This is a genomic window from Sphingobium sp. C100 (genome assembly GCF_000508185.1).
GTDB lineage: Bacteria > Pseudomonadota > Alphaproteobacteria > Sphingomonadales > Sphingomonadaceae > Sphingobium.
The window spans coordinates 16,138-35,002 of record NZ_AYOY01000101.1 but is presented as its reverse complement, the minus strand read 5'-3'; the positions used below and the strand labels follow the sequence as shown (position 1 = coordinate 35,002).

21 protein-coding genes are annotated in these 18,865 nt (G+C 64.8%); 14 read left to right on the top strand and 7 right to left on the bottom strand.

Annotation, left to right across the window (positions count from 1 at the left end):
- Nucleotides 1-112 precede the first annotated feature (112 nt).
- From prfB to C100_RS32155, 3 genes are all read left to right on the top strand, one after another.
- Complete coding sequence (gene prfB / locus C100_RS32165) at nt 113-1,240, top strand: peptide chain release factor 2 (RefSeq protein WP_024019129.1); 1,128 nt, start codon at nt 113-115, stop codon at nt 1,238-1,240.
- Entirely contained in the window at nt 1,240-1,965 is a 726-nt protein-coding gene (locus tag C100_RS32160) for a class I SAM-dependent methyltransferase (protein ID WP_024019128.1), read from the top strand. Before prfB ends, C100_RS32160 begins: the two co-directional genes overlap by 1 nt.
- Before the next feature lie 78 nt (nt 1,966-2,043).
- On the top strand, nt 2,044-2,352 hold the full coding sequence (locus C100_RS32155; RefSeq protein WP_024019127.1) for a PilZ domain-containing protein: 309 nt from the start codon (nt 2,044-2,046) through the stop codon (nt 2,350-2,352).
- A gap of 45 nt (nt 2,353-2,397) precedes the next feature.
- Here C100_RS32155 and C100_RS48840 read toward each other — a convergent pair whose 3' ends face one another.
- Genes C100_RS48840 through C100_RS32145 form a run of 3 tightly spaced genes read right to left on the bottom strand, consistent with a single transcriptional unit; the run spans nt 2,398 to nt 4,513 of the window.
- A complete protein-coding gene (locus C100_RS48840; protein ID WP_024019126.1) occupies nt 2,398-2,553 on the bottom strand; it encodes a hypothetical protein in 156 nt (51 codons plus the stop codon).
- An 18-nt stretch (nt 2,554-2,571) separates the two neighbouring features.
- A complete protein-coding gene (locus C100_RS32150; RefSeq protein ID WP_024019125.1) occupies nt 2,572-3,288 on the bottom strand; it encodes a hypothetical protein in 717 nt (238 codons plus the stop codon).
- Between the two features lie 7 nt (nt 3,289-3,295).
- Nucleotides 3,296-4,513: a toxic anion resistance protein gene (locus C100_RS32145; protein ID WP_024019124.1), complete on the bottom strand. Its 1,218-nt coding sequence runs from the start codon at nt 4,511-4,513 to the stop codon at nt 3,296-3,298.
- Nucleotides 4,514-4,694: 181 nt separating this feature from the next.
- Here C100_RS32145 and C100_RS32140 point away from each other — a divergent pair, with 181 nt between their 5' ends.
- Nucleotides 4,695-5,030 (top strand): DUF485 domain-containing protein, encoded by a 336-nt coding sequence (locus C100_RS32140; protein WP_024019123.1) that lies wholly within the window; start codon nt 4,695-4,697, stop codon nt 5,028-5,030.
- Complete coding sequence (locus tag C100_RS32135) at nt 5,027-6,727, top strand: cation acetate symporter (RefSeq protein WP_024019122.1); 1,701 nt, start codon at nt 5,027-5,029, stop codon at nt 6,725-6,727. Before C100_RS32140 ends, C100_RS32135 begins: the two co-directional genes overlap by 4 nt.
- Nucleotides 6,728-6,766: 39 nt before the next feature.
- On the opposite strand, the gene C100_RS32130 is transcribed toward C100_RS32135, so the two are convergent.
- Complete coding sequence (locus C100_RS32130) at nt 6,767-8,317, bottom strand: S10 family peptidase (protein ID WP_031308984.1); 1,551 nt, start codon at nt 8,315-8,317, stop codon at nt 6,767-6,769.
- A gap of 204 nt (nt 8,318-8,521) precedes the next feature.
- On the opposite strand from C100_RS32130, the gene typA reads away from it, so the two are divergent.
- From typA to C100_RS32095, 7 genes are all read left to right on the top strand, one after another.
- Nucleotides 8,522-10,354, top strand: coding sequence for a translational GTPase TypA (typA, locus tag C100_RS32125; RefSeq protein ID WP_024019120.1), 1,833 nt, complete (start codon nt 8,522-8,524; stop codon nt 10,352-10,354).
- Between the two features lie 111 nt (nt 10,355-10,465).
- Nucleotides 10,466-10,678: a hypothetical protein gene (locus C100_RS32120; RefSeq protein ID WP_024019119.1), complete on the top strand. Its 213-nt coding sequence runs from the start codon at nt 10,466-10,468 to the stop codon at nt 10,676-10,678.
- 145 nt (nt 10,679-10,823) lie between these two features.
- Nucleotides 10,824-11,165, top strand: coding sequence for a DUF805 domain-containing protein (locus tag C100_RS32115; RefSeq protein WP_442800310.1), 342 nt, complete (start codon nt 10,824-10,826; stop codon nt 11,163-11,165).
- 223 nt (nt 11,166-11,388) lie between these two features.
- On the top strand, nt 11,389-11,880 hold the full coding sequence (locus tag C100_RS32110; protein ID WP_024019117.1) for a response regulator transcription factor: 492 nt from the start codon (nt 11,389-11,391) through the stop codon (nt 11,878-11,880).
- A 66-nt stretch (nt 11,881-11,946) separates the two neighbouring features.
- On the top strand, nt 11,947-12,291 hold the full coding sequence (locus C100_RS32105; protein WP_024019116.1) for a hypothetical protein: 345 nt from the start codon (nt 11,947-11,949) through the stop codon (nt 12,289-12,291).
- 62 nt (nt 12,292-12,353) lie between these two features.
- A complete protein-coding gene (locus C100_RS32100; protein WP_024019115.1) occupies nt 12,354-12,773 on the top strand; it encodes a hypothetical protein in 420 nt (139 codons plus the stop codon).
- Nucleotides 12,751-13,239, top strand: coding sequence for a hypothetical protein (locus C100_RS32095; protein WP_024019114.1), 489 nt, complete (start codon nt 12,751-12,753; stop codon nt 13,237-13,239). The genes C100_RS32100 and C100_RS32095 overlap by 23 nt, the downstream gene beginning before the upstream one ends.
- A 4-nt stretch (nt 13,240-13,243) precedes the next feature.
- Here the strand turns inward: C100_RS32095 and C100_RS32090 are convergent, their stop codons facing one another.
- Genes C100_RS32090 through C100_RS32080 form a run of 3 tightly spaced genes read right to left on the bottom strand, consistent with a single transcriptional unit; the run spans nt 13,244 to nt 16,247 of the window.
- The gene (locus tag C100_RS32090; protein WP_037529976.1) at nt 13,244-14,566 is read right to left on the bottom strand and encodes an ATP-binding protein; all 1,323 of its coding nucleotides are present in this window, start codon (nt 14,564-14,566) and stop codon (nt 13,244-13,246) included.
- Nucleotides 14,563-15,333 (bottom strand): response regulator, encoded by a 771-nt coding sequence (locus C100_RS32085; protein WP_235219039.1) that lies wholly within the window; start codon nt 15,331-15,333, stop codon nt 14,563-14,565. Before C100_RS32085 ends, C100_RS32090 begins: the two co-directional genes overlap by 4 nt.
- A gap of 14 nt (nt 15,334-15,347) precedes the next feature.
- Nucleotides 15,348-16,247 carry an intradiol ring-cleavage dioxygenase gene (locus tag C100_RS32080; RefSeq protein ID WP_152536428.1) on the bottom strand — a complete coding sequence of 300 codons (900 nt, stop codon included), beginning with the start codon at nt 16,245-16,247 and terminating at the stop codon, nt 15,348-15,350.
- A 172-nt stretch (nt 16,248-16,419) separates the two neighbouring features.
- Here C100_RS32080 and C100_RS32075 point away from each other — a divergent pair, with 172 nt between their 5' ends.
- Both C100_RS32075 and C100_RS32070 read left to right on the top strand, forming a co-directional pair.
- Nucleotides 16,420-17,739, top strand: coding sequence for a NupC/NupG family nucleoside CNT transporter (locus tag C100_RS32075; RefSeq protein WP_024019110.1), 1,320 nt, complete (start codon nt 16,420-16,422; stop codon nt 17,737-17,739).
- Between the two features lie 66 nt (nt 17,740-17,805).
- The gene (locus C100_RS32070; RefSeq protein WP_024019109.1) at nt 17,806-18,852 is read left to right on the top strand and encodes a DUF1176 domain-containing protein; all 1,047 of its coding nucleotides are present in this window, start codon (nt 17,806-17,808) and stop codon (nt 18,850-18,852) included.
- The last annotated feature ends 13 nt before the right edge of the window (nt 18,853-18,865 follow it).

Below are 18,865 nucleotides of genomic sequence, written 5' to 3'. Positions count from 1 at the left end.
CTGCCGCTTGACGAACCGCCTTTTCCTCGGGAAGGACGGCGGTTCGACAAAATCCGGGCGAACGCCTAGAGAAAATATTCCCGCCGCCGGCGGGGAGAGTGGAGAAAAGATCATGCGCGCCGAAGCGCAGCAATATATCGACCGTATCGACGCCGCGCTGGCGCTGTTGCGCCAGTCGCTCGACTGGGACCGCGCACTGCGGCGGCTGGACGAGCTGAACGCGCGCGTCGAGGATCCGACCCTGTGGGACAATGCGAAGATGGCGCAGGAGGTGATGCGTGAGCGCACCCGCCTCGACAGCGCGATCAGCGCCACCCGCGCGATCGAAACGGAAAAGACCGATACCGCCGACCTGATCGAGATGGCGGAGGCAGAGGGCGATGAGGAGATGGTGGGCGAAGCCATTGCCGCCCTGAAGGCGCTGGCCGACCGCGCCGACGAGGACAAGATCAAGGCGCTGCTGGCCGGGGAGGCTGACGCCAGCGACACCTATTTGGAAATTCACGCGGGCGCGGGCGGCACCGAAAGCCAGGACTGGGCCGAAATCCTCAGCCGCATGTATCGGCGCTGGGCCGAACGGCGCGGCTATAAGGTGGAACTGGTCGACTATCAGGCGGGCGATCAGGCCGGCATCAAGTCGGCGACCTTCCTGCTCAAGGGCGAAAATGCCTATGGCTATGCCAAGACCGAAAGCGGCGTCCACCGCCTGGTCCGCATCAGCCCCTATGACAGCGCGGCGCGCCGCCACACCAGCTTCTCCAGCGTGTGGGTCTATCCGGTGATCGACGACGATATCGATATCGAAGTGAAGGAAAGCGACCTCAAGATTGACACCTATCGCGCGTCAGGGGCGGGCGGCCAGCACGTCAACACCACCGACTCCGCGGTCCGCATCACCCATGTCCCCTCGGGCATCATCGTCGCCTCGCAAAATGACCGTTCGCAGCACAAGAACCGCGCGACCGCGATGAATATGCTCAAGGCCCGCCTGTATGAAGCCGAACTGCGCCGGCGCGAGGAAGCGGCGTCGAGCGATTATCAGGCCAAGACCGAAATCGGCTGGGGCCATCAGATCCGCTCCTATGTGCTCCAGCCCTATCAGTTGGTGAAGGATCTGCGCACCGGCGTCACCTCGACCGCGCCCGACGATGTGCTGGACGGGGCGCTCGATCCCTTCATGGCCGCCGCCCTCAGCCAGAAGGTGACGGGCGAGAAGGTCGATGTGGAGGATGTCGACTGATGATCCGGGCGGTTGTGGCGGGTGCGCTTGTCCTGCTGGCCGCCTGTGACCAACTGAGCGGCGGCAACGCGACCGAACGCGCGTCCGCCGCTCGCGATTTCCCTCGTGCCGACCGGCCGATCGCGCCGATCGTCTCGACCCGCTGGTCGAGCGAGGAAGCCCGCGACCGGGTGAACGAGGCGGAGGACATCATGGATCGCGCGGATGTCCGGCCCGGCATGTCCGTGGCGGACATCGGCGCGGGCGAAGGCTATTATACCGTGCGCCTCGCCGATCGGGTGGGGCCGCAGGGCCGGGTGCTGGCCGAGGATATATTGCCTGAGGTGATTGAGGCGCTGTCCCGCCGCATCACCCGCGAAAAATGGGACAATGTCAGCGTGAAGCTAGGCGCGCCGGAAGATCCCCGTCTGCCCGAAAACAGTTTCGACCGCATCTTCATGGTCCATATGTATCATGAGATTGCGGAACCCTATGCTTTTCTGTGGCATCTCAGCCCGGCGCTGCGGAAGGATGGCGAATTGATCGTCGTCGATGCCGATCGCCCCACCGACCAGCATGGCACGCCGCCGCGCCTGCTGGCCTGCGAACTGGCGGCCATGGGCTTTCGCATGGAAGAACTGATCCCCAAGCCGACCGCCGGCGGCTACCTCGCGCGTTTCCGGCGCATCGCGGCCCGTCCTGCACCCTCCAGCATCCGGCCCTGCGTGTTCGTGCAGGGGCAATAGGGTTAATGGCGCACTGATGCTGATTGGTTAGCAGCATCTTCTGCTCCTTGCGCTAGGCTGCGAGTCGGGGAGGCCTCGATGCGAGATAGTGATTCCCTTGGCGCGCAGTCGCCGGTTCCGCGACGGGCGGTCAGGCACAAATTATTCGAACCGGTCATGCTGCGGCTGGACGGGGCGGTGGTGCGGGCGCATTTGCTGGATTTGTCGGCGACGGGCGCGCTTGCCCATTGCGATCGGCCACTGTTTACCGGCGACCGGGTCATGATTGAGGCCGAAGCGCTCGGCATTGTGGGCCATGTGGTGTGGACGCGGGGGAAGCGATTCGGCATCCATTTTGAAACGCCCCTGGCGGACTGCGTGGTGGATCGCGTCGTGCGGGCGCTCTAATCGGGCATTGCGCCTCTGCTCGGCTTCGTCCACGGACGCGCGCCGTCAGTTCTTTTTTCGCCAGCGCCGGATCAGCGACACGCCCACAAAGCCGCTCGCAACGATCCCGGCGATCACCCCGCCCGCCGACGCCAGCGCCCAGGCGCCGGCCGCCAGCAGGCCCGTCAGGAAATCGACGATAATCAGGGTGAGGTGGATCATGCCAGGAACAGGACGGAGCTACTGCCCCAATTCCTTGGCTTCCTGATATTTGAGTTCGAGAAACCGGTTCTGCGTCGCCAGCTTGTCCAGGTCGCCGCTCGCCAGCGTCTCGGTCATCCGGGCGATCTCCGCGTCGATGACGCCCAACCCATCGACCAGTTGCTTTTCGGGCACCCGGCCGTTGCGTTCCTCGCGCCGCAGCGGCGCCGGGATGGACTGATAGCCGGTCACCAGTTCGGGCAGATGGTCGGACAGCAGCCTGCGGATTTCCTGTGCGGCCGGTTCCTGCTCGCCCAGCCGCTCAAGCTGCGGCGCCAGCGTCTCCAGCCGCACGCCGATACTGTCGATCAGCGTGACGGCCGGCGCGGGCAGGGCCTTGCGCTGATTTTCCAGCCAGATTTCGGTCTTGAGCGGCAGCGCCGTCAATTCGGTCGCGGCCAGCGCCTCGGGCTTCACCTGCCCTTCCACGGGCAGCAGCGCGATCAGCAGCACCGCTGCGATCATTACGCCCAGCGCGATCATCACGCCGGTCACGCCCAACGGCATGACGAACCCCGCGACCGCGCTGCCCAACAGCACGGCAAGCACCGCCCAAAAGGCATATTTGACCTTGCGCATCAGCCCCGCGTTGCGCCGCTGCCGGGCGCGCGCTGACAGGCTGCGGCCACGCTCGCTATGGCGGCGCAGCGTCGGTTCGATACGGTCGCGGATGTAGCGATCGACGTCGCTGGACATGATCCTGCTACCCCTCGATCGCGCTCAGCAGCGGATTGTCCGTGCGCGCTTCCTTCGCCGCCTGGGCCTGGCCTTCGGCGCGGGCGATATAGCCCTTGGACTTTTCCACCTCGTTCGACAGCACATTGACCGTCGTCTTCATATTCTCCAGCGCCTTGAGCTTGAACGTGTCGATATTGTCCATCGTATCGTATATATTCTGGAACGCGCGTTGCAGCGTCTCGATCGGGATCGTGCTCGACGCGGCCTGCTCGTGGATTTGCGCGGTCTGGTTCTTCAGCATCTCGCCGGTGCTGTCGATCATGTTGGCGGTGGTCGTGTTGAGCGCGGTGATCTGCTCCAGCACCAGCTTCTGCCCCACCAGCGCTTGCGCCACGGTGACGGCGGTGCGCAGCGCCGCGACGGTGGTGGTGCTGGCGCGATCGACGCCCTTCACCAGTTCGACATTATTCTTCTTGACCAGGTCGAGCGCCAGATAGCCCTGCACCGTCACCGCCATCTGCGTCAGCAGATCCTGCGTGCGCTGGCGAATGTAGAAGAGCGCGCTTTCGCGGACCGCCTTGGCCTTGGTCGGATCGGTCGCGTCCAGCTCCAGCGCTCGCGCTTCCAGCCGCGCATCCATGGTCTTGCTGATATGGATCATCTGCTCCAGCCGGCCCATGGTCTGCCACATATTCTGGCGTTCCACGTCGATCGCGGCATTGTCCTTGATCAGCGTGTCCTTGCCGCTGGCCAGACTCCCCAGGATCGAGTTGATGTGGCTCTGCGCGCTTTTATAGCTGTCGAAATAATCGCGCATCTTGTTGCCGAACGGAATGAAGCCGAACAGCTTCTTGGGCGCCAGCAGGCTGCCGCGCTTGCCGGGGTCCAGATCCTCGACCGTGCGGCGCAGTTCGGCGAGGTCCGTGCCCACCTTGTTGTCGCTGTCCATCGCGCGCACCGGCCGGTCGAGAAAGCGATTGCTGTGCCCGGCGGCTTCCGCGATTTCCTTGCGGCCCATATTGGTCAACTGGTCGACCCGCTTGCCGAATTCGGGCGAATTGGCGTCCTGCGCGATCAGGTCATCGACAAAGGCATCGACCTTCTCGTCCAGCTTGGACTTTTTCTCGTCGTCGATGGGCACCAGCCCGGCCGCTTTTTCCGGCGCGACGGCGGGCACCGGGTCGGGCGGCGTCAGGTTGAACGTGTCGGCGGTCGCAGTAGCGGTCGGCGCGGTCGAAGCCATGTCATCTCCCTAAAGCCAGTTCGGCCCTTGCTGTCATATGTGCATAAAACAGTCGGGCGCAAGTCTGCCCAGTGTCCATGCTGCCGCTATAAAGCCTGCGCCCCCGCCATTGCAATCGCTCGCGGTCCGGCTAGCATGGTCTTCAAAGGGTCGGACCGGCCACATAGGGTGAGGGGAACAGATGAGCCGGAAAGAACAGGAGGCGCTGGCCGCAGCGGTGTCGGCCGATCCCCGTTATGTCGCCCTGGTCGCGCGCCGCGCCCGGCTCGGCTGGACGCTCTCGGCCATCATCTTTGCCGCCTTCGTCGGCTATCTGCTGCTGATCGCCTTCAACAGGGCCTGGCTTGCAACCCCGATCGGCACGGGCGTCATGTCGCTGGGCATCCCGATCGGCCTTGGCCTCATCCTGCTCGCCATCCTGCTGACGGGCATCTATGTCGCGCAGGCCAATCGTCATTATGATGCGCAGATGGCCGCGATACTGAAGGACCATGGTCCCGGGGATGCGGGCGCATGAAGGCGCCACTTCTCGCGGCTATTCTCGCCCTGCTGGCCCCGGCGCCCGCTTTCGCCGCCGCGCTGGAGGGGGAGGCGCAGCGCCAGCCGATCAACTGGGTCGCGATCGCGATGTTCACGGCCTTTGTCGGCCTGACGCTCTGGATCACAAAGATGGCGGCAGCGCGCACGCGCACCGCGTCAGATTTCTATACGGCGGGCGGCGGCATCACCGGATTCCAGAACGGGCTGGCGATGGCAGGCGACTATATGTCGGCCGCATCTTTCCTAGGCATTTCGGCGCAGATCTTCACGGACGGCTATGATGGCCTCATCTATTCCACCGGCTTCCTCGTCGGCTGGCCGATCTTGCTGTTCCTGATGGCTGAACGGCTGCGCAATCTCGGCCGCTTCACCTTCGCCGACATCGCCTCCTATCGCTTCGCCCAGCCGCCGGTGCGCAGCTTCGCGGCGGTCAGCACCTTGCTGGTGGTCAGTTTCTACCTGATCGCGCAGATGGTGGGCGCGGGGCAGCTCATCAAATTGCTGTTCGGCCTGCCCTATGCGGTGGCGGTGCTGATCGTGGGCGGGTTGATGATGCTCTACGTCCTGTTCGGCGGGATGCGCGCCACGACCTGGGTGCAGATCGTGAAGGCGGTGCTGCTGCTGGGCGGGGCCAGCTTCATGGCGCTGATGGTGCTGGCGCAGACCGGCTTCTCGCTCGAAACCCTGTTCGCCTGTGCGGTGGAGGTGAAGACGCAGGCTGCGCTGGCCGACGGCGCGACCGCGGCGCAGGCCGCCGAACGCGGCCGCTCGATCATGGCGCCCGGCAATTTCATCAAGGACCCGGTTTCCGCCATCTCCTTCGGCCTGGCGCTGATGCTGGGCACGGCGGGCCTGCCGCACATATTGATGCGCTTCTTCACCGTCCCCGATGCCAGGGAAGCGCGCAAGTCGGTGCTCTGGGCCACCGGCTGGATCGGCTATTTCTACGTGCTGACCTTCATCATCGGCTTCGGCGCGATCGTGCTGGTGGGCACGCAGGGCAGCTATCTCGACGGGCAGGGCGCGTTAAGGGGCGGCGGGAACATGGCGGCGATCCACCTTGCCCATGCGATTGGCGGGAATGCCTTTCTCGGCTTCATCTCGGCCGTCGCTTTCGCCACCATCCTTGCCGTGGTCGCCGGGCTGACGCTGTCGGCGGCCTCGGCGGTCAGCCATGATCTTTACGCCACCGTGTTCAGGCAGGGACGCGCCACGTCGGCGGACGAACTGCGCGTATCGCGGCTCACCACGCTGGCGCTGGGCGCATTGGCGGTGCTGCTCGGGCTGGTGTTCGAAAAGCAGAATGTCGCCTTCATGGTCAGCCTCGCCTTCGCGCTGGCCGCTTCGGGCAATTTCCCCGTGCTCATCCTCTCTCTGCTCTGGAGCGGCTGCACCACGCGCGGCGCGGCCTGGGGCGGGACGATCGGTCTGCTGACGGCCTTCGTCCTGACTTTGCTGTCGCCCGCGGTGTGGACCACGACCTTCGGCCTCGGCGTGGCACCCTTCCCCTATAGTTCGGCGGCGATCTTCTCTGTCCCGGCGGGCTTCATCGCCATCTGGCTGATCTCGCGGCTCGATCGCTCATCCCGTGCGGCGGTGGACAAGGCGGGCTATGCCGCGCAGCGCGTGCGGGCGGAAACCGGCATCGGCGCCTATGCAGCCAGCGATCATTGACAAGTCGGGGCGGTGGATAGCCACCGCCTCGGCCGATCCTCAGCGCGCGCCTTCGGCGTAATAACGCTCCATGTCGAGCCGCATCTGGTGCAGCGCCTCCGGGTTCAGATAGACCATGTGGCCGGCCGGATAATAGCGGAACTGCAAATTCTGCCGCAGGCCCGGCTCCAGCATCATGTGCTTCAAATCCCGCTCGGTCGAAAAGAAGGGTGTGGCCATGTCATACCAGCCGTTCAGGGACAGCACCCGCAGATGGGGGTTGGTGCGCATCGCGGCGGACAGGTCGGCGGTCACATCGGCGACATTCTGCTTGCCGCCTTCGGGTGGCTGGTGGCTCCAGTCCCATTTGAAATCGCCGCCCTCGCGCGCGCTCAGGCGATAGCTGAGGTCGTTCTTGTAGCCGATCTTGCGCGTCACCTGGTCCAGGAAACTGCCGACATAGAGGCCGGTGATGCCAGTGCTCGACGGATCATATTCCGGTTCCTCGCCCGCCGTGTCGGCGTCGATCCCGGTATAGCGGCTGTCGAAGCGGCCGAGCGTCTCATGTTCGTCGCGCAGCAACTCCTTGCGGAATCGCGACAGATTGACGCGCAGGTTCGCGCGCTTGAGATAATCGACCGACAGGCCGGTGAAATGGTTCATCTGCTGCGCGATCTGGTCGGTCTCGGCCGGGGTGATGTCCTGCCCCTTCAACAGCGCGGTGGCATAGGGACCATTGGCGAACACGCGCGCTTCCTCGACAAATTGCTCCAGGCTGGCGGGGCGGCCGCCGGGCACTTTGTTATGATACCAGGCGGTGGCGGCGTAGCTGGGCAGATAGCCGACATGGATGGTGTCGAAGCCCGACTGGCGGATGCCGTAATTCATGATCGACGACAACAGCACCACGCCGTTGAGCGTCAGCCCGCGATCTTCCAGCTGATAGGCGAGCGCCCCCGAACGGGTCGTGCCATAGCTTTCGCCGAAAATATATTTGGGGTCGCCCCAGCGGCCATTCTTGGTGGTGTAGCGGATGATCGCCTTGGCAAAGGCATCGACATCCTGGTCGACGCCGTAGAAATCGGATGGCTTGGCGTCGCCGATCGGGCGCGAATAGCCCGCGCCGACGGCATCGAGGAACACCATGTCGGTGCTGCCGATCAGGCTGTCATTATTGGGACCGACGTCGAAGGGGGCGGGCTTGACCGCTTCGGGATTGCCGGTGCGGACATGTTCGGGCGCGAAGCTGCCCATGCGCAGCCACAGCGACGCGGAACCGGGACCGCCATTATAGAAGAAGGTAACCGGGCGGTTCTTCCCCGCCGCCGTATAGGCGGTGTAGAACATGCTCGCGACCGGCTTGCCCTTTTCATCGCGAATGGTGAGCGTGCCGGCGGTCTGGGTATAGGGGATGGACTTGCCGTCCACCCGCGCGGTGCCCTTGCTGCTCTGGGTGACTTCCTCGACCGGGGCGCTGGCCCAATTGGCGGCGACATCGTCGGCAATCTTCTCGGCATGTTGCTTGGCGGCGTCGGGTGCGTCCTTCTGGGCGAACGCGGGGGCGGGCAGGGCGAACAGCGATGCAAAGGCGAGGGAAGCGGTCAGCCGCATAGGGTATGTCCTTTCTTGTGGGCGATCCTGTGTCGCTTCCATAGGACAGTTATACGCCCGTGCAAGAGTGTCATGTGATTAAGTCACATCAACCATGTCTTCCGGCCTGCCCTTGCCGCAACGCGGCATTTCCTGTAGGGGCGCGCCCGAAGCCCCTGCGCGGCCTTGTGCTGGCCAGGGGGACCCATATCCCGAAGGCACATTATGTCTCTGCGTAACATCGCCATTATCGCGCACGTCGACCATGGCAAGACGACCCTTGTTGACCAGCTTTTCCGCCAGTCCGGCACCTTCCGCGACAATCAGCGCGTGGAAGAGCGCGCGATGGACAGCAACGACCTCGAAAAAGAGCGCGGCATCACCATCCTGGCGAAGCCGACCTCCGTCGAATGGACGCCCGAAGGCGGCGAACCCGTCCGCATCAACATCGTCGATACCCCTGGCCACGCCGACTTCGGCGGTGAAGTCGAACGCATCCTCTCGATGGTCGACGGCGTCGTCCTGCTGGTCGATTCGTCCGAAGGCGCGATGCCGCAGACCAAGTTCGTGACCGGCAAGGCGCTGGCGCTCGGTCTCAAGCCCATCGTCGTCGTCAACAAGGTCGATCGTCCCGACGAGCGTATCCAGGAAGTGCTGGACGAAGTGTTCGACCTTTTCGTCTCGCTCGACGCGACCGACGAACAGCTCGATTTCCCCGTCCTCTATGCGTCGGGCCGCAACGGCTACGCCAATGAAGATGCGACCATGCGTTCGGGCACGTTGACCCCGTTGTTCCAGAAGATCGTGGACCATGTCCCGCCGCCGGCGCTGGACGTGGACGCGCCCTTCACCTTCCTCGTCACCCTGCTCGACCGCGACAATTTCCTTGGCCGCATCCTCACCGGCCGCGTGACCAGCGGCAAGGTCAAGGTGAACCAGGCGATCCACGCGCTCGACATGGACGGCAAGGTGATCGAAACCGGCCGTGCGTCGAAGATCATGGCGTTCCACGGACTGGAGCGCGTTCCGGTCGAAGAAGCGCAGGCGGGCGACATCATCTCGCTTGCTGGTCTGGCGGTCGCGACCGTGGCCAACACCATCGCCGACACCTCCGTGACCGAACCGATCCAGGCCCAGCCGATCGATCCGCCGACGCTGTCGATGCGTTTCGCCGTCAATGATTCGCCGATGGCCGGCCGTGAAGGCACCAAGGTGACGAGCCGCATGATCCGTGACCGTCTGGCCCGCGAAGCCGAATCGAACGTCGCCGTCAAGGTGACGGAATCGGCCGACAAGGACAGTTTCGAAGTCGCCGGGCGCGGCGAACTTCAGCTGGGCGTGCTCATCGAAACCATGCGCCGCGAAGGGTTCGAACTGTCGATCAGCCGCCCGCGCGTGCTGTTCGGCACCGACGAGGACGGCAACAAGACCGAGCCTTATGAAACCGTCATGATCGACGTGGACGATGAATTTTCCGGCACGGTTGTCGAGAAGATGAACATCCGCAAGGCCGAGATGACGGACATGCGCCCCTCGGGCGGCGGCAAGACCCGCATCACCTTCTCCGCGCCCTCGCGCGGGCTGATCGGCTATCATGGCGAATTTCTGTCCGACACGCGCGGCACCGGCATCATGAACCGCCTGTTCGAAAAATATGGCCCGCATAAGGGCAATATCGAAGGCCGCAAGAATGGCGTGCTGATCTCCAACGGTTCGGGCGAGGCCAATGCCTATGCGCTGGGCCCGCTCGAAGAGCGCGGCATCCTGATGGTCGGCGTGGGCGAAGCGCTCTACGAAGGCATGATCATCGGCCAGAATGCCAAGCCTGACGATCTGGAAGTCAATCCGATGAAGTCGAAGGCGCTGACCAACTTCCGCGCCAGCGGCAAGGACGACGCCGTCCGCCTGACCCCGCCGTGGAAGATGACGCTAGAACAGGCCATCGCCTATATCGATGATGACGAACTGGTCGAAGTGACGCCCAAGACCATTCGTCTGCGCAAGCGCTATCTCGACCCGAACGAGCGCAAGCGCATGAGCCGTTCCAAGGCGGCGTAATGCATTTCTTCCTCCCCAGGCTTGCTTGGGGAGGGGAACCAGCCGAAGGCTGGTGGAGGGGCAGGGGCGCCGTGGCGCTCTCGCCCTTTTCTTTATAAAGGAGCCGCCGATATGGCCGATCTCTATGCCAAGGCGCTCACGTCGGAACGCCGCGCCCTTTGGGCCGAATGCCGCCTCAAGGGATTGGCCAGGGACACCCCCCAACGTCTGCGCATCGTCGAAATCGACGCGCTCCTCGCCGCGCACAAGGCTAAACAGGACGGCGCCAAGCAGGACGGCGCGAAACAGGACGGGGCGAAACAGGCCGAACCGCCACAGGACTGAACCCGACGTTTTCGCGGGACAGACGCAATCCGCTGCCATATCCTGCCCGTTCCACAACGGGGGAGTAAAGCAGATGGAATATATGTTCATGCCGCTAAAGCGGTACGCCGATTTTTCCGGGCGCTCACGCCGTAAGGAATATTGGATGTTCTTCTTGGGCTATATGCTGGCGGCGGCCGCGCTCGGCATCGTCGGCGTCCTCCTGGGTGGTTTTCCCGCGGGCACGGCATCGGGCGGCGGCGCTTCGCTGTTCATGATCCTGCTCGGCCTGCTGGTGCTCGCGCTCATCATTCCCTCTTTTGCCGTTCAGGTCCGCCGCTTCCACGATCAGGACAAGAGCGGCTGGTTCGTGCTGCTCAACTTCATTCCCTATGTCGGCGGCCTGATCGTACTGGTCTTCATGTTCCTGGAGGGCACGAAGGGCGAAAATCGTTATGGTCCCGATCCCAAGGCCGGGGCCGCGGACGTCGGCGACATCTTCAGTTAGGCGGCGGCGCAGGCGGACGGGCTGTCTTCGCGCCACCCCGCGCAACGAGTCGGGGCAGCCGCCGCCTCCCGCCGCATTGCCCTTCCTTGGCATATCATGTCATCTTCATGCGCTGGCGCGAACCGAATCGTAACGGGTGGTTCGGCAAGCAGCGTGCGTGGCTGGATGACCGGGCGATCCTCGTTCGTTCATCGACAGAGGTTCACGCAGGAGGAATGACGGAGTGGCGGATACCCTTCCGGCCTTGAGCGAGGGGGAAAAGCAGTGCCTGCGGCTGGTCGCCCAGGGCTTCAATTCCAAGGAAATCGCGCGCCAGCTCCATATCTCGGAGCACACGGTCGATCAGCGCGTCCGCACCACCCTGCGCAAATTCGGCGTGCCCTCCCGCAAGGAGGCTGCGCGGATCTTTGTTTCGAGCGGCGCGCAGCCGCTCCAAAGTGACACATATCAGCCATTGATATATCAACCGGAGCCGCTTGCCTCCGATGCCGAACCTGCGTCATTCCTTGATCAGCCGGACAGGCCGGATGAACCGAGGGAGCATAGATCGCTCCTGCGCCGCATCCTCGCCTTCGGCCCGCCGCTAGGAGGATCGACCAATGAACTGAGTATCGATGGCCGCATATTGGCGATGATCCGGGCAGCCGTCCTGACCGGCGTCGGTGTCGTCACGCTGCTTCTGCTGCTCGCCGGAGCTTTCCGGGTTCTGGCCTGATTTTTCCCAGATTGCCACGCTGACAACGCACCGCCTGCAACGGCGCCCGTGCGAAGGAGAAGATTTGTGCTCAACCTCGATCCCGTCAAGACCCAGGCCGTCGCCGACCAGACCCGCCAGGCCTTCGCTACGCTGGACAATGCGCTCGTCGATGCCGCGCAACTGACCACCGCCTTCCTTACCGCGTCGCAGGACTCGGGCCTCACCGCCAGTGAAAGCCAGCGCATCCTGAAGCAAATTCACGACAGCGCGACCAAGATCATCGAAGGCCGCAGCGACATGATCCGCGCCACCGCATTGTTGACCCGCTGTCTTGAACATAGCGCCATTCCCGTCACGTCGGTTGGTTGCCCGATCGGCCTGGAACTGGAAGAGCGTGAAACCGCGCGTCACCTGGCCCTGGTCGCCTGACCAGGTGGGAAGTCGCTGGCGTTCGACCCGATGTTTGACCCCTCTCACAAACGGAGATTCGGATGCTAGCGGCTTCCTTCTGGCTCCTGACGCTGATGGCCTGCCTGTTTGCGGTGGCGTTCGGTGGCAGGGAAGGGCGATGGTTCGTCATCATCTTTGTGCTCAGCGTGCTGTTGACCATTCCCGCGCAACTGGCGGGATCATGGCACGTCACCCAGTTCTGGCTGGCGATCGTCGATCTGCTGCTGCTGTGTGGCCTCATCTGGCTGATGCTGCGCAGCACCAGCTACTGGCCAATATGGGCGGCCGCCAGCCAGCTTCTGACCGTCCTGACCCATATCGTGACTCTGTTGCTGCCGGCATTTACCGACCGCATCTATGCGGGGCTCAGCACCGTCTGGGTCATTCCCCTGCTGCTCTTCACCATCGTCGGCATCGAACTCGACCGGAAATCCCGTCATGACCGTGCATATCTCGCCTGAACGCGCCTTGCCCAGCCAGGAGGCGGTCGATCTGGTGGTGGCGCTGCAACGCTGCCTCACCAGTTTCCACGCCTTGCAGGAAGAGCCCCCCGTCCTGGAAGGACAGGATGGCGACGGGCTCGCGATGCTCGGCCGTTATGTCGAGGCGCGTCGCGCCCGATCGATGATCTTCGGCCATAACCTGTTCGCCGATCCGGCCTGGGACATGTTGCTGCTGTTGTTCCAGGCGGAACTGGAGGAACGGATCGTGACGCTGGAACAACTCAGCGAAACCTCACGCCTCTCGATGAACCTGGTCCTGGGCCAGGTCGGCGTGATGGAACGGCGCGGCCTGCTGGTCGAACATCAATTGTCCCACAATAGTCGGCGGCGGCGCGTCATGCGCCTCACCCCGCTGGCGATGGACGCGATGGTCTCCTGGCTTTCGCTCGCCTTCGGCACGGAAGAAGGGAATGGCGGGTGCTGACGGTTCAATCGACCAGCGGCAAGGTCAGGCTGGCGCGCAGGCCGCCCTCCGCGCGATTGGCGAAGGCCAGCCGGCCGCCATGGTTGTCCGCGATCGTCCTGGCGATCGACAGGCCCAGCCCGACGCCCCCCGTTTCCCGGTTTCGCGATGCCTCCCCGCGGTAAAAGGGCTCGCATAGCCGCTCGATCGTCGTTTCGGGCACGCCCGGCCCGGCATCCTCGACCATGACGATGGCGCGCCGGCCCGCGACATCCAGCGCGATCTGCGCCGATCCGCCATAGCGCACCGCATTGTCCACCAGATTGCCGATGCAGCGCCGCAGCGCCACGACATCGCCCGAAACGACCGCGCGGGCGCTGCGCGTGACCGTTACATCCTGCCCCATGTCCGCCAGGTCGTCGGCCAGTGTCTCGACGATCGCCGACAGGTCGATCCGCACCCGCGTCATCGTCTCGCTACCCTCGCGCATGAAGTCGAGCAGGGTCGTGACCATCGCCCGCATTTCCTCGACATCGGCCTGGGCCTTCGCCCTGGGTCCGTCGGGCAATTGTTCCAGGCGAAAGGACAGGCGCGTCATCGGCGTGCGCAGGTCATGCGCGATCGCCACCAGCATCGCGGTGCGCTCGCCCAGATAGTCCGCGATCCGCGCGCGCATATGATTATAGGCGGCGCCAACGGCCCGCACCTCGGGCGGGCCGGTCAGCGGTAGCGGCCGGCCACGCTCGGGCCGTTCGGTCGCCGCGCCCTCGGCCAGTCGCCGGATCGGCTGGGTGATGCGCCGCGCCACCCAGTAAGCGGGCAGCAGCAGCAGGATGAAGATGCCGGCCATCAGCGACAGGGTGATCGCATACCATCGCAGATTCGCGCCCTGCCAGGCCTGGACGATGGCCCAGCCGCCCTTGTCGCGTCGCGCCAGCACGAAGGCTCGATGCAGCATTCGCCCCCGCTCCTCCCCGGCCCGGATGGCCGGGTCGCGCATCGCCACCGGCGGCCGCTCACGCAGCAGGCGGATGTCGGCGGCGGGCAGGCCCAGCAAGCTGGCGATCTGCGCCGCCGCCTGTGCATCCGCCTCCTGATCCGGTTCGGGCGGGGGCGCGCGGTCGGACCGGTAGCGCGTGACGCTCCAGGCCGAACCCGGTGCGTCGCTGGCGCTGCCGCCGCGCAGCAGTTGCGCCGCTTCGGTCAGGAACATCGGCCGGGCATGGGGCGGGGGGCCGCGAAAGGCGACCAGCATCATCGCCGCCAGCGCCAGCAGCATCGTCGCGGCCACCAGCGCGACGATGCGGGTCAGGATCGACGGGTTGACCCGGTCCAAGTGTGTGCTCACGCCGGGCGCACCTCGGCGGTGAACATATAGCCTTCGTTGCGGACGGTGCGGACCAGTTCGTCGGTTCCCTCCCGCCGCGCGCCGCGCTCCAGCTTGCGGCGCAGGCGGCTCACCTGCACGTCGATCGCCCGGTCATAGCTTTCGGTCTCGCTGCCGGCCGAATAATCGAGCAACTGGTCACGACTCAGCACCCGGCGCGGACGTTCGACGAAGGCGCGCAGCAGGCGGAACTCGCCATCGGTCAGCGTCACCAGGACATTGTCGGGATCGATCAGCAGGCGCGCGCCCATGTCGATCTGCCATCCCGCAAAGCGCAGCTTCCTGCCGGCGGGATCGGGCGTCTCGGCCTCCTGCCGTCGATGCCGGCGCAGCACCGTGCGGATGCGCGCCAGCAATTCGCGCGGGTTGCAGGGCTTGGGCAGATAATCCTCCGCGCCCATTTCCAGCCCGACGATCCGGTCGATGTCGCTGCCGATGGCCGACAGCATGATGATCGGCAATCCGCCGCGCGCCGCCAGCCGCCGCAGGATCGACAGCCCGTCCTCGCCCGGCATCATCACGTCCAGCACGGCGATGTCGAACGCCTGGGTGGCGATCGCCCGGTCCATCGACGCGCCGTCGGCCACGGCGGTCACGGCAAAGCCATGTTGTTCCAGGAAATCGGACAGCAAGGTCCGAATCTCCTCATCGTCGTCGACGACCAAAATGCGTGAACCGTCCATCCTGGGGGCCAGCATATCGGTGATCGGGTCTCCCTGCAAAATCATCCGCATCGGTCCCGTCAGATTGCGAGCCCGACCGTCACGGTGCCGGTGAAGCCGTTGGTCGTGTCGCCGGTCATGACCGGCGTCATCGCCGTCACCTGCGCGGATGTGTTGTCGCCAAAGACATTGTCGCTGCTGGTCGAAATCTTGGCGAAATTACTCTTGCTGCTCTCATAGCCGCTGGTGGCGTAGACGATGTCGCAGGCGGCCGACGGCATCGCGAACTGCGAACAGAGCAGGCGGTTGCTGTAGCTCGTGGCCCGCGCCAGGCTGGGATAGACCTCAAAATGGATGTGCGGATAACGCCCGTCATAGCAGCCGGGGAAAATGCTGGTGAAGGTAACTTGCCCATTGGCGTCCGTCACGCCCACGCCGCGCAGATAATTTTCGCCCGGCACCGTATAGAGCGAATAAAGCCCGTCATTGGTGCAGTGCCAGATATAGACGGCATAGCCTTCCAGCACGGCGCACCCGCTGTTCACGTCCACCACGGTGATGGTCAGGCTCGTCGTCACGCCCTGCGCGGCGCCGCTCGACGATCCGAAGCTTGACCGGATGTCGCTGCGCTGGATGCCGCTGTCGTCCAGCACATTGATCAGGCTGCCGTTGCTGCTGTTGGAGCCGTCGGCCGGATAGGGGCCGTTGGTTTCCTCCGGGTCGGTGACGCAGGTGCCGGTTGGGGTGGGTGTCGGCGTCGGTGTCGGCGTCGGTGTCGGAGTTGGCGTCGGGGTGGGTGTCGCCGTCGCCGTCGACCCGCTTGAAGAACCCGACCCGCCGCACGCGCCGATCAGCGCGGCGCCGCTCGCCGAAAAGAGCAGGCGCAAGGTGCGCCGCCGCCCGATCTCCTCGCGCGCCAAAGCGCGCATCCGTTCCAGGTCATGGATCAACCCGTGGTCGTGCGCGGTGTCGTCCTCGATCATCTACCCTTGCCTCTCATCTTGTTCGTCGAACCCTCCTGCATGGGGTAGGGGCGCCATGTCTCCGGCCGATTGCCCAATGTAGCGGCTTTGTAGCGCGCCAAAGGGCTGGCCTCGGGCTGGCGTGGTCCATATAGTCCCCTCGTTTGCCCTCCTCCCGCGAAAGCGCTTCATGCATCTTCTCATCGGCCTTGCCGGCATCGTCCTCATTCTCGCCATCGCCTTCGCCCTGTCCTCCAACCGCCGCGCCATCCGCCCGCGCGTGGTGGGCGCGGCCTTCCTGTTGCAGGCGGGCATTGCGATGCTGGTGCTGTATGTCCCGGCCGGTCGCGCCATCATCGCCGGCATGTCCAGGGGCGTGTCCAACCTGCTGGGCTATGCCCAGGCGGGCACGGACTTCATCTTCGGCCCGCTCGCCCGCCCCGAAATAGGGGGCGCCAGCTTCGCGATCGCGGCGCTGCCGGTCATCATCTTCTTCGCCAGCCTGGTGTCGATCCTCTATTATCTGGGCATCATGCAGTTCATCGTCCGCTGGGTCGGCGGCGGGATCGAGAAGGTGACGGGCGTGTCCAAAGTGGAAAGCCTGTGCGCGGCCGCCAATATCTTCGTGGGACAGAGCGAAAGCCCGCTTGTCATTCGTCCCTATCTGGCGGGTCTTACCCCGACGCAGCTCTTTGCCGTGATGACCAGCGGCATGGCGGGCGTCGCCGGCACCATCCTGGCCGCCTATGCCTCGATGGGGATCCAGATCGACTATCTGCTGGCGGCCAGTTTCATGGCGGCGCCCGGCGGCCTGCTGATGGCCAAGATCATCATGCCGGACGAACCGGAGCGGGAACCGGAACTGGCGCTGGGCGATCGTCCCGGACTGCATCTGCCCGAAACCCGGATCAGCGGCGCCGGCCCCGCCGCGCTGCTGCCCGAAGGGACGCCGGGCGAACCGATGCCGCCCGCCACCCATGACGAGGAACGGCCCGCCAATATCATCATGGCCGCCGCCCAGGGTGCGCAGACAGGTGTCAAACTCGCTGTCGCGGTTGGTGCGATGGTGTTGGCCTTCGTCGCGCTGGTGGCGCTTGCCAACGGCATTCTCGGCGGCATCGGCGCCCTGTTCGGCTATCCTGATCTCAGCTTCCAGATGCTGCTCGGCTATGTTTTTTCACCGGTCATGTATCTGCTCAACATCCCCTGGCAGGAAGCGCAGGTGGCCGGCGGCCTGTTCGGCACCAAAGTCGTGCTCAACGAATTCGTCGCCTATATCAATTTGGGCCAGGTGCAGGGCGCGCTGTCGCCCACGACCATCGCCATCGTCACCTTTGCGCTGTGCGGCTTCGCCAATTTCAGTTCGATTGCGATCCAGATGGCCGTCACCGGCAATCTGGCCCCCAATCAGCGGCCGATGATCGCGAAGCTGGGGCTCAAGGCGCTGGTCGCGGGCAGCCTCGCCAACCTGATGAGCGCCGCGCTGGCCGGGTTCATGCTCAGCCTCTGACCCGGATCGGGACGATAGCGTAACGGGACTCTACCCTTGGGCCGCCAAATCGGTTATGGTTAACCAATGGGGGCAAAGACTTATCTGCTGGCCGCGCTGGCGGCCATGGGCTGGACGGGCATGGGCGCTGCACAGGCGCCCAAGCCCGGCGCATTGGAAACCTATCGCGACTGGGCGATCGGCTGCGACAATCGCAACCGGTGTGAGGCCGTGTCCTTGCTGCCCGATGGCGGCGCGTGGCCAGACAATCCGCTGATGGTCGGCGTCGTGCGCGAGGCAGGGCCGGACGCGCCGACGGAAGTGTGGGTCAGCCGCGAAGCCAAGGGTGGCGGAGCGGTCAGCTTCCATATCGACGGGCGCAAGGTCGCGACCGCCCAGAGCCGTGACGGTGACGCCACGGTGCGCGGGCCGCAGGCCGCGGCGCTCGCCATCGCCATGGCGCGTGGCCGCCAGATGGAAGTGCGCTCCGGCACGCGCCTGCTCGGCCGACCCTCGCTGGCCGGATCGGGCGCGGCGCTGCGTTACATGGACGCGCGGCAAGCGCGGGCCGGCACCAGCACGGCGCTGGTGGCGACCGGACCGATCGGGCCGCTGGCGGTGCGCCCTGCGCCCGCCGCGCCCGTCGTCAAGCGGGCACTCATTCCCGGTGGACCTGCGCCAGTTACGCTTTGGCGTGAGGAATTGACTGCATTGGGCAAATTCACCGGCTGCACGGATGAAATGCGCGACGCGCAGCCGCCCGAACTGCACCGGCTGTCCAAAAATGAAGTGCTGGTCCTCGTCCCCTGTGGCAGCGGCGCCTATAATTTCACGACCGTCCCCGTGATCGCGACCGGCATTGCAGGTCGCCGCGCCTTCCACTTCGCCGACTTCGACTATAAGCCCGGCTGGAGCGAGGAAGAAGCCAAGCCGATGCTGGTCAATGTCGGGTGGATCGCGGAAAAGTCTGAATTGTCGAGCTTCGCCAAGGGGCGCGGCATCGGCGATTGTGGCGGCAGCGAAACCTATGTCTGGGACGGCGCGCGCTTCCGGCTGACGGATGCGACCAGCATGGGGGAATGTCGCGGCGCCTGGCACTGGATCAGGACGTGGTCGGCCAGGGTGACCGAATAGACCGACCGGGCAT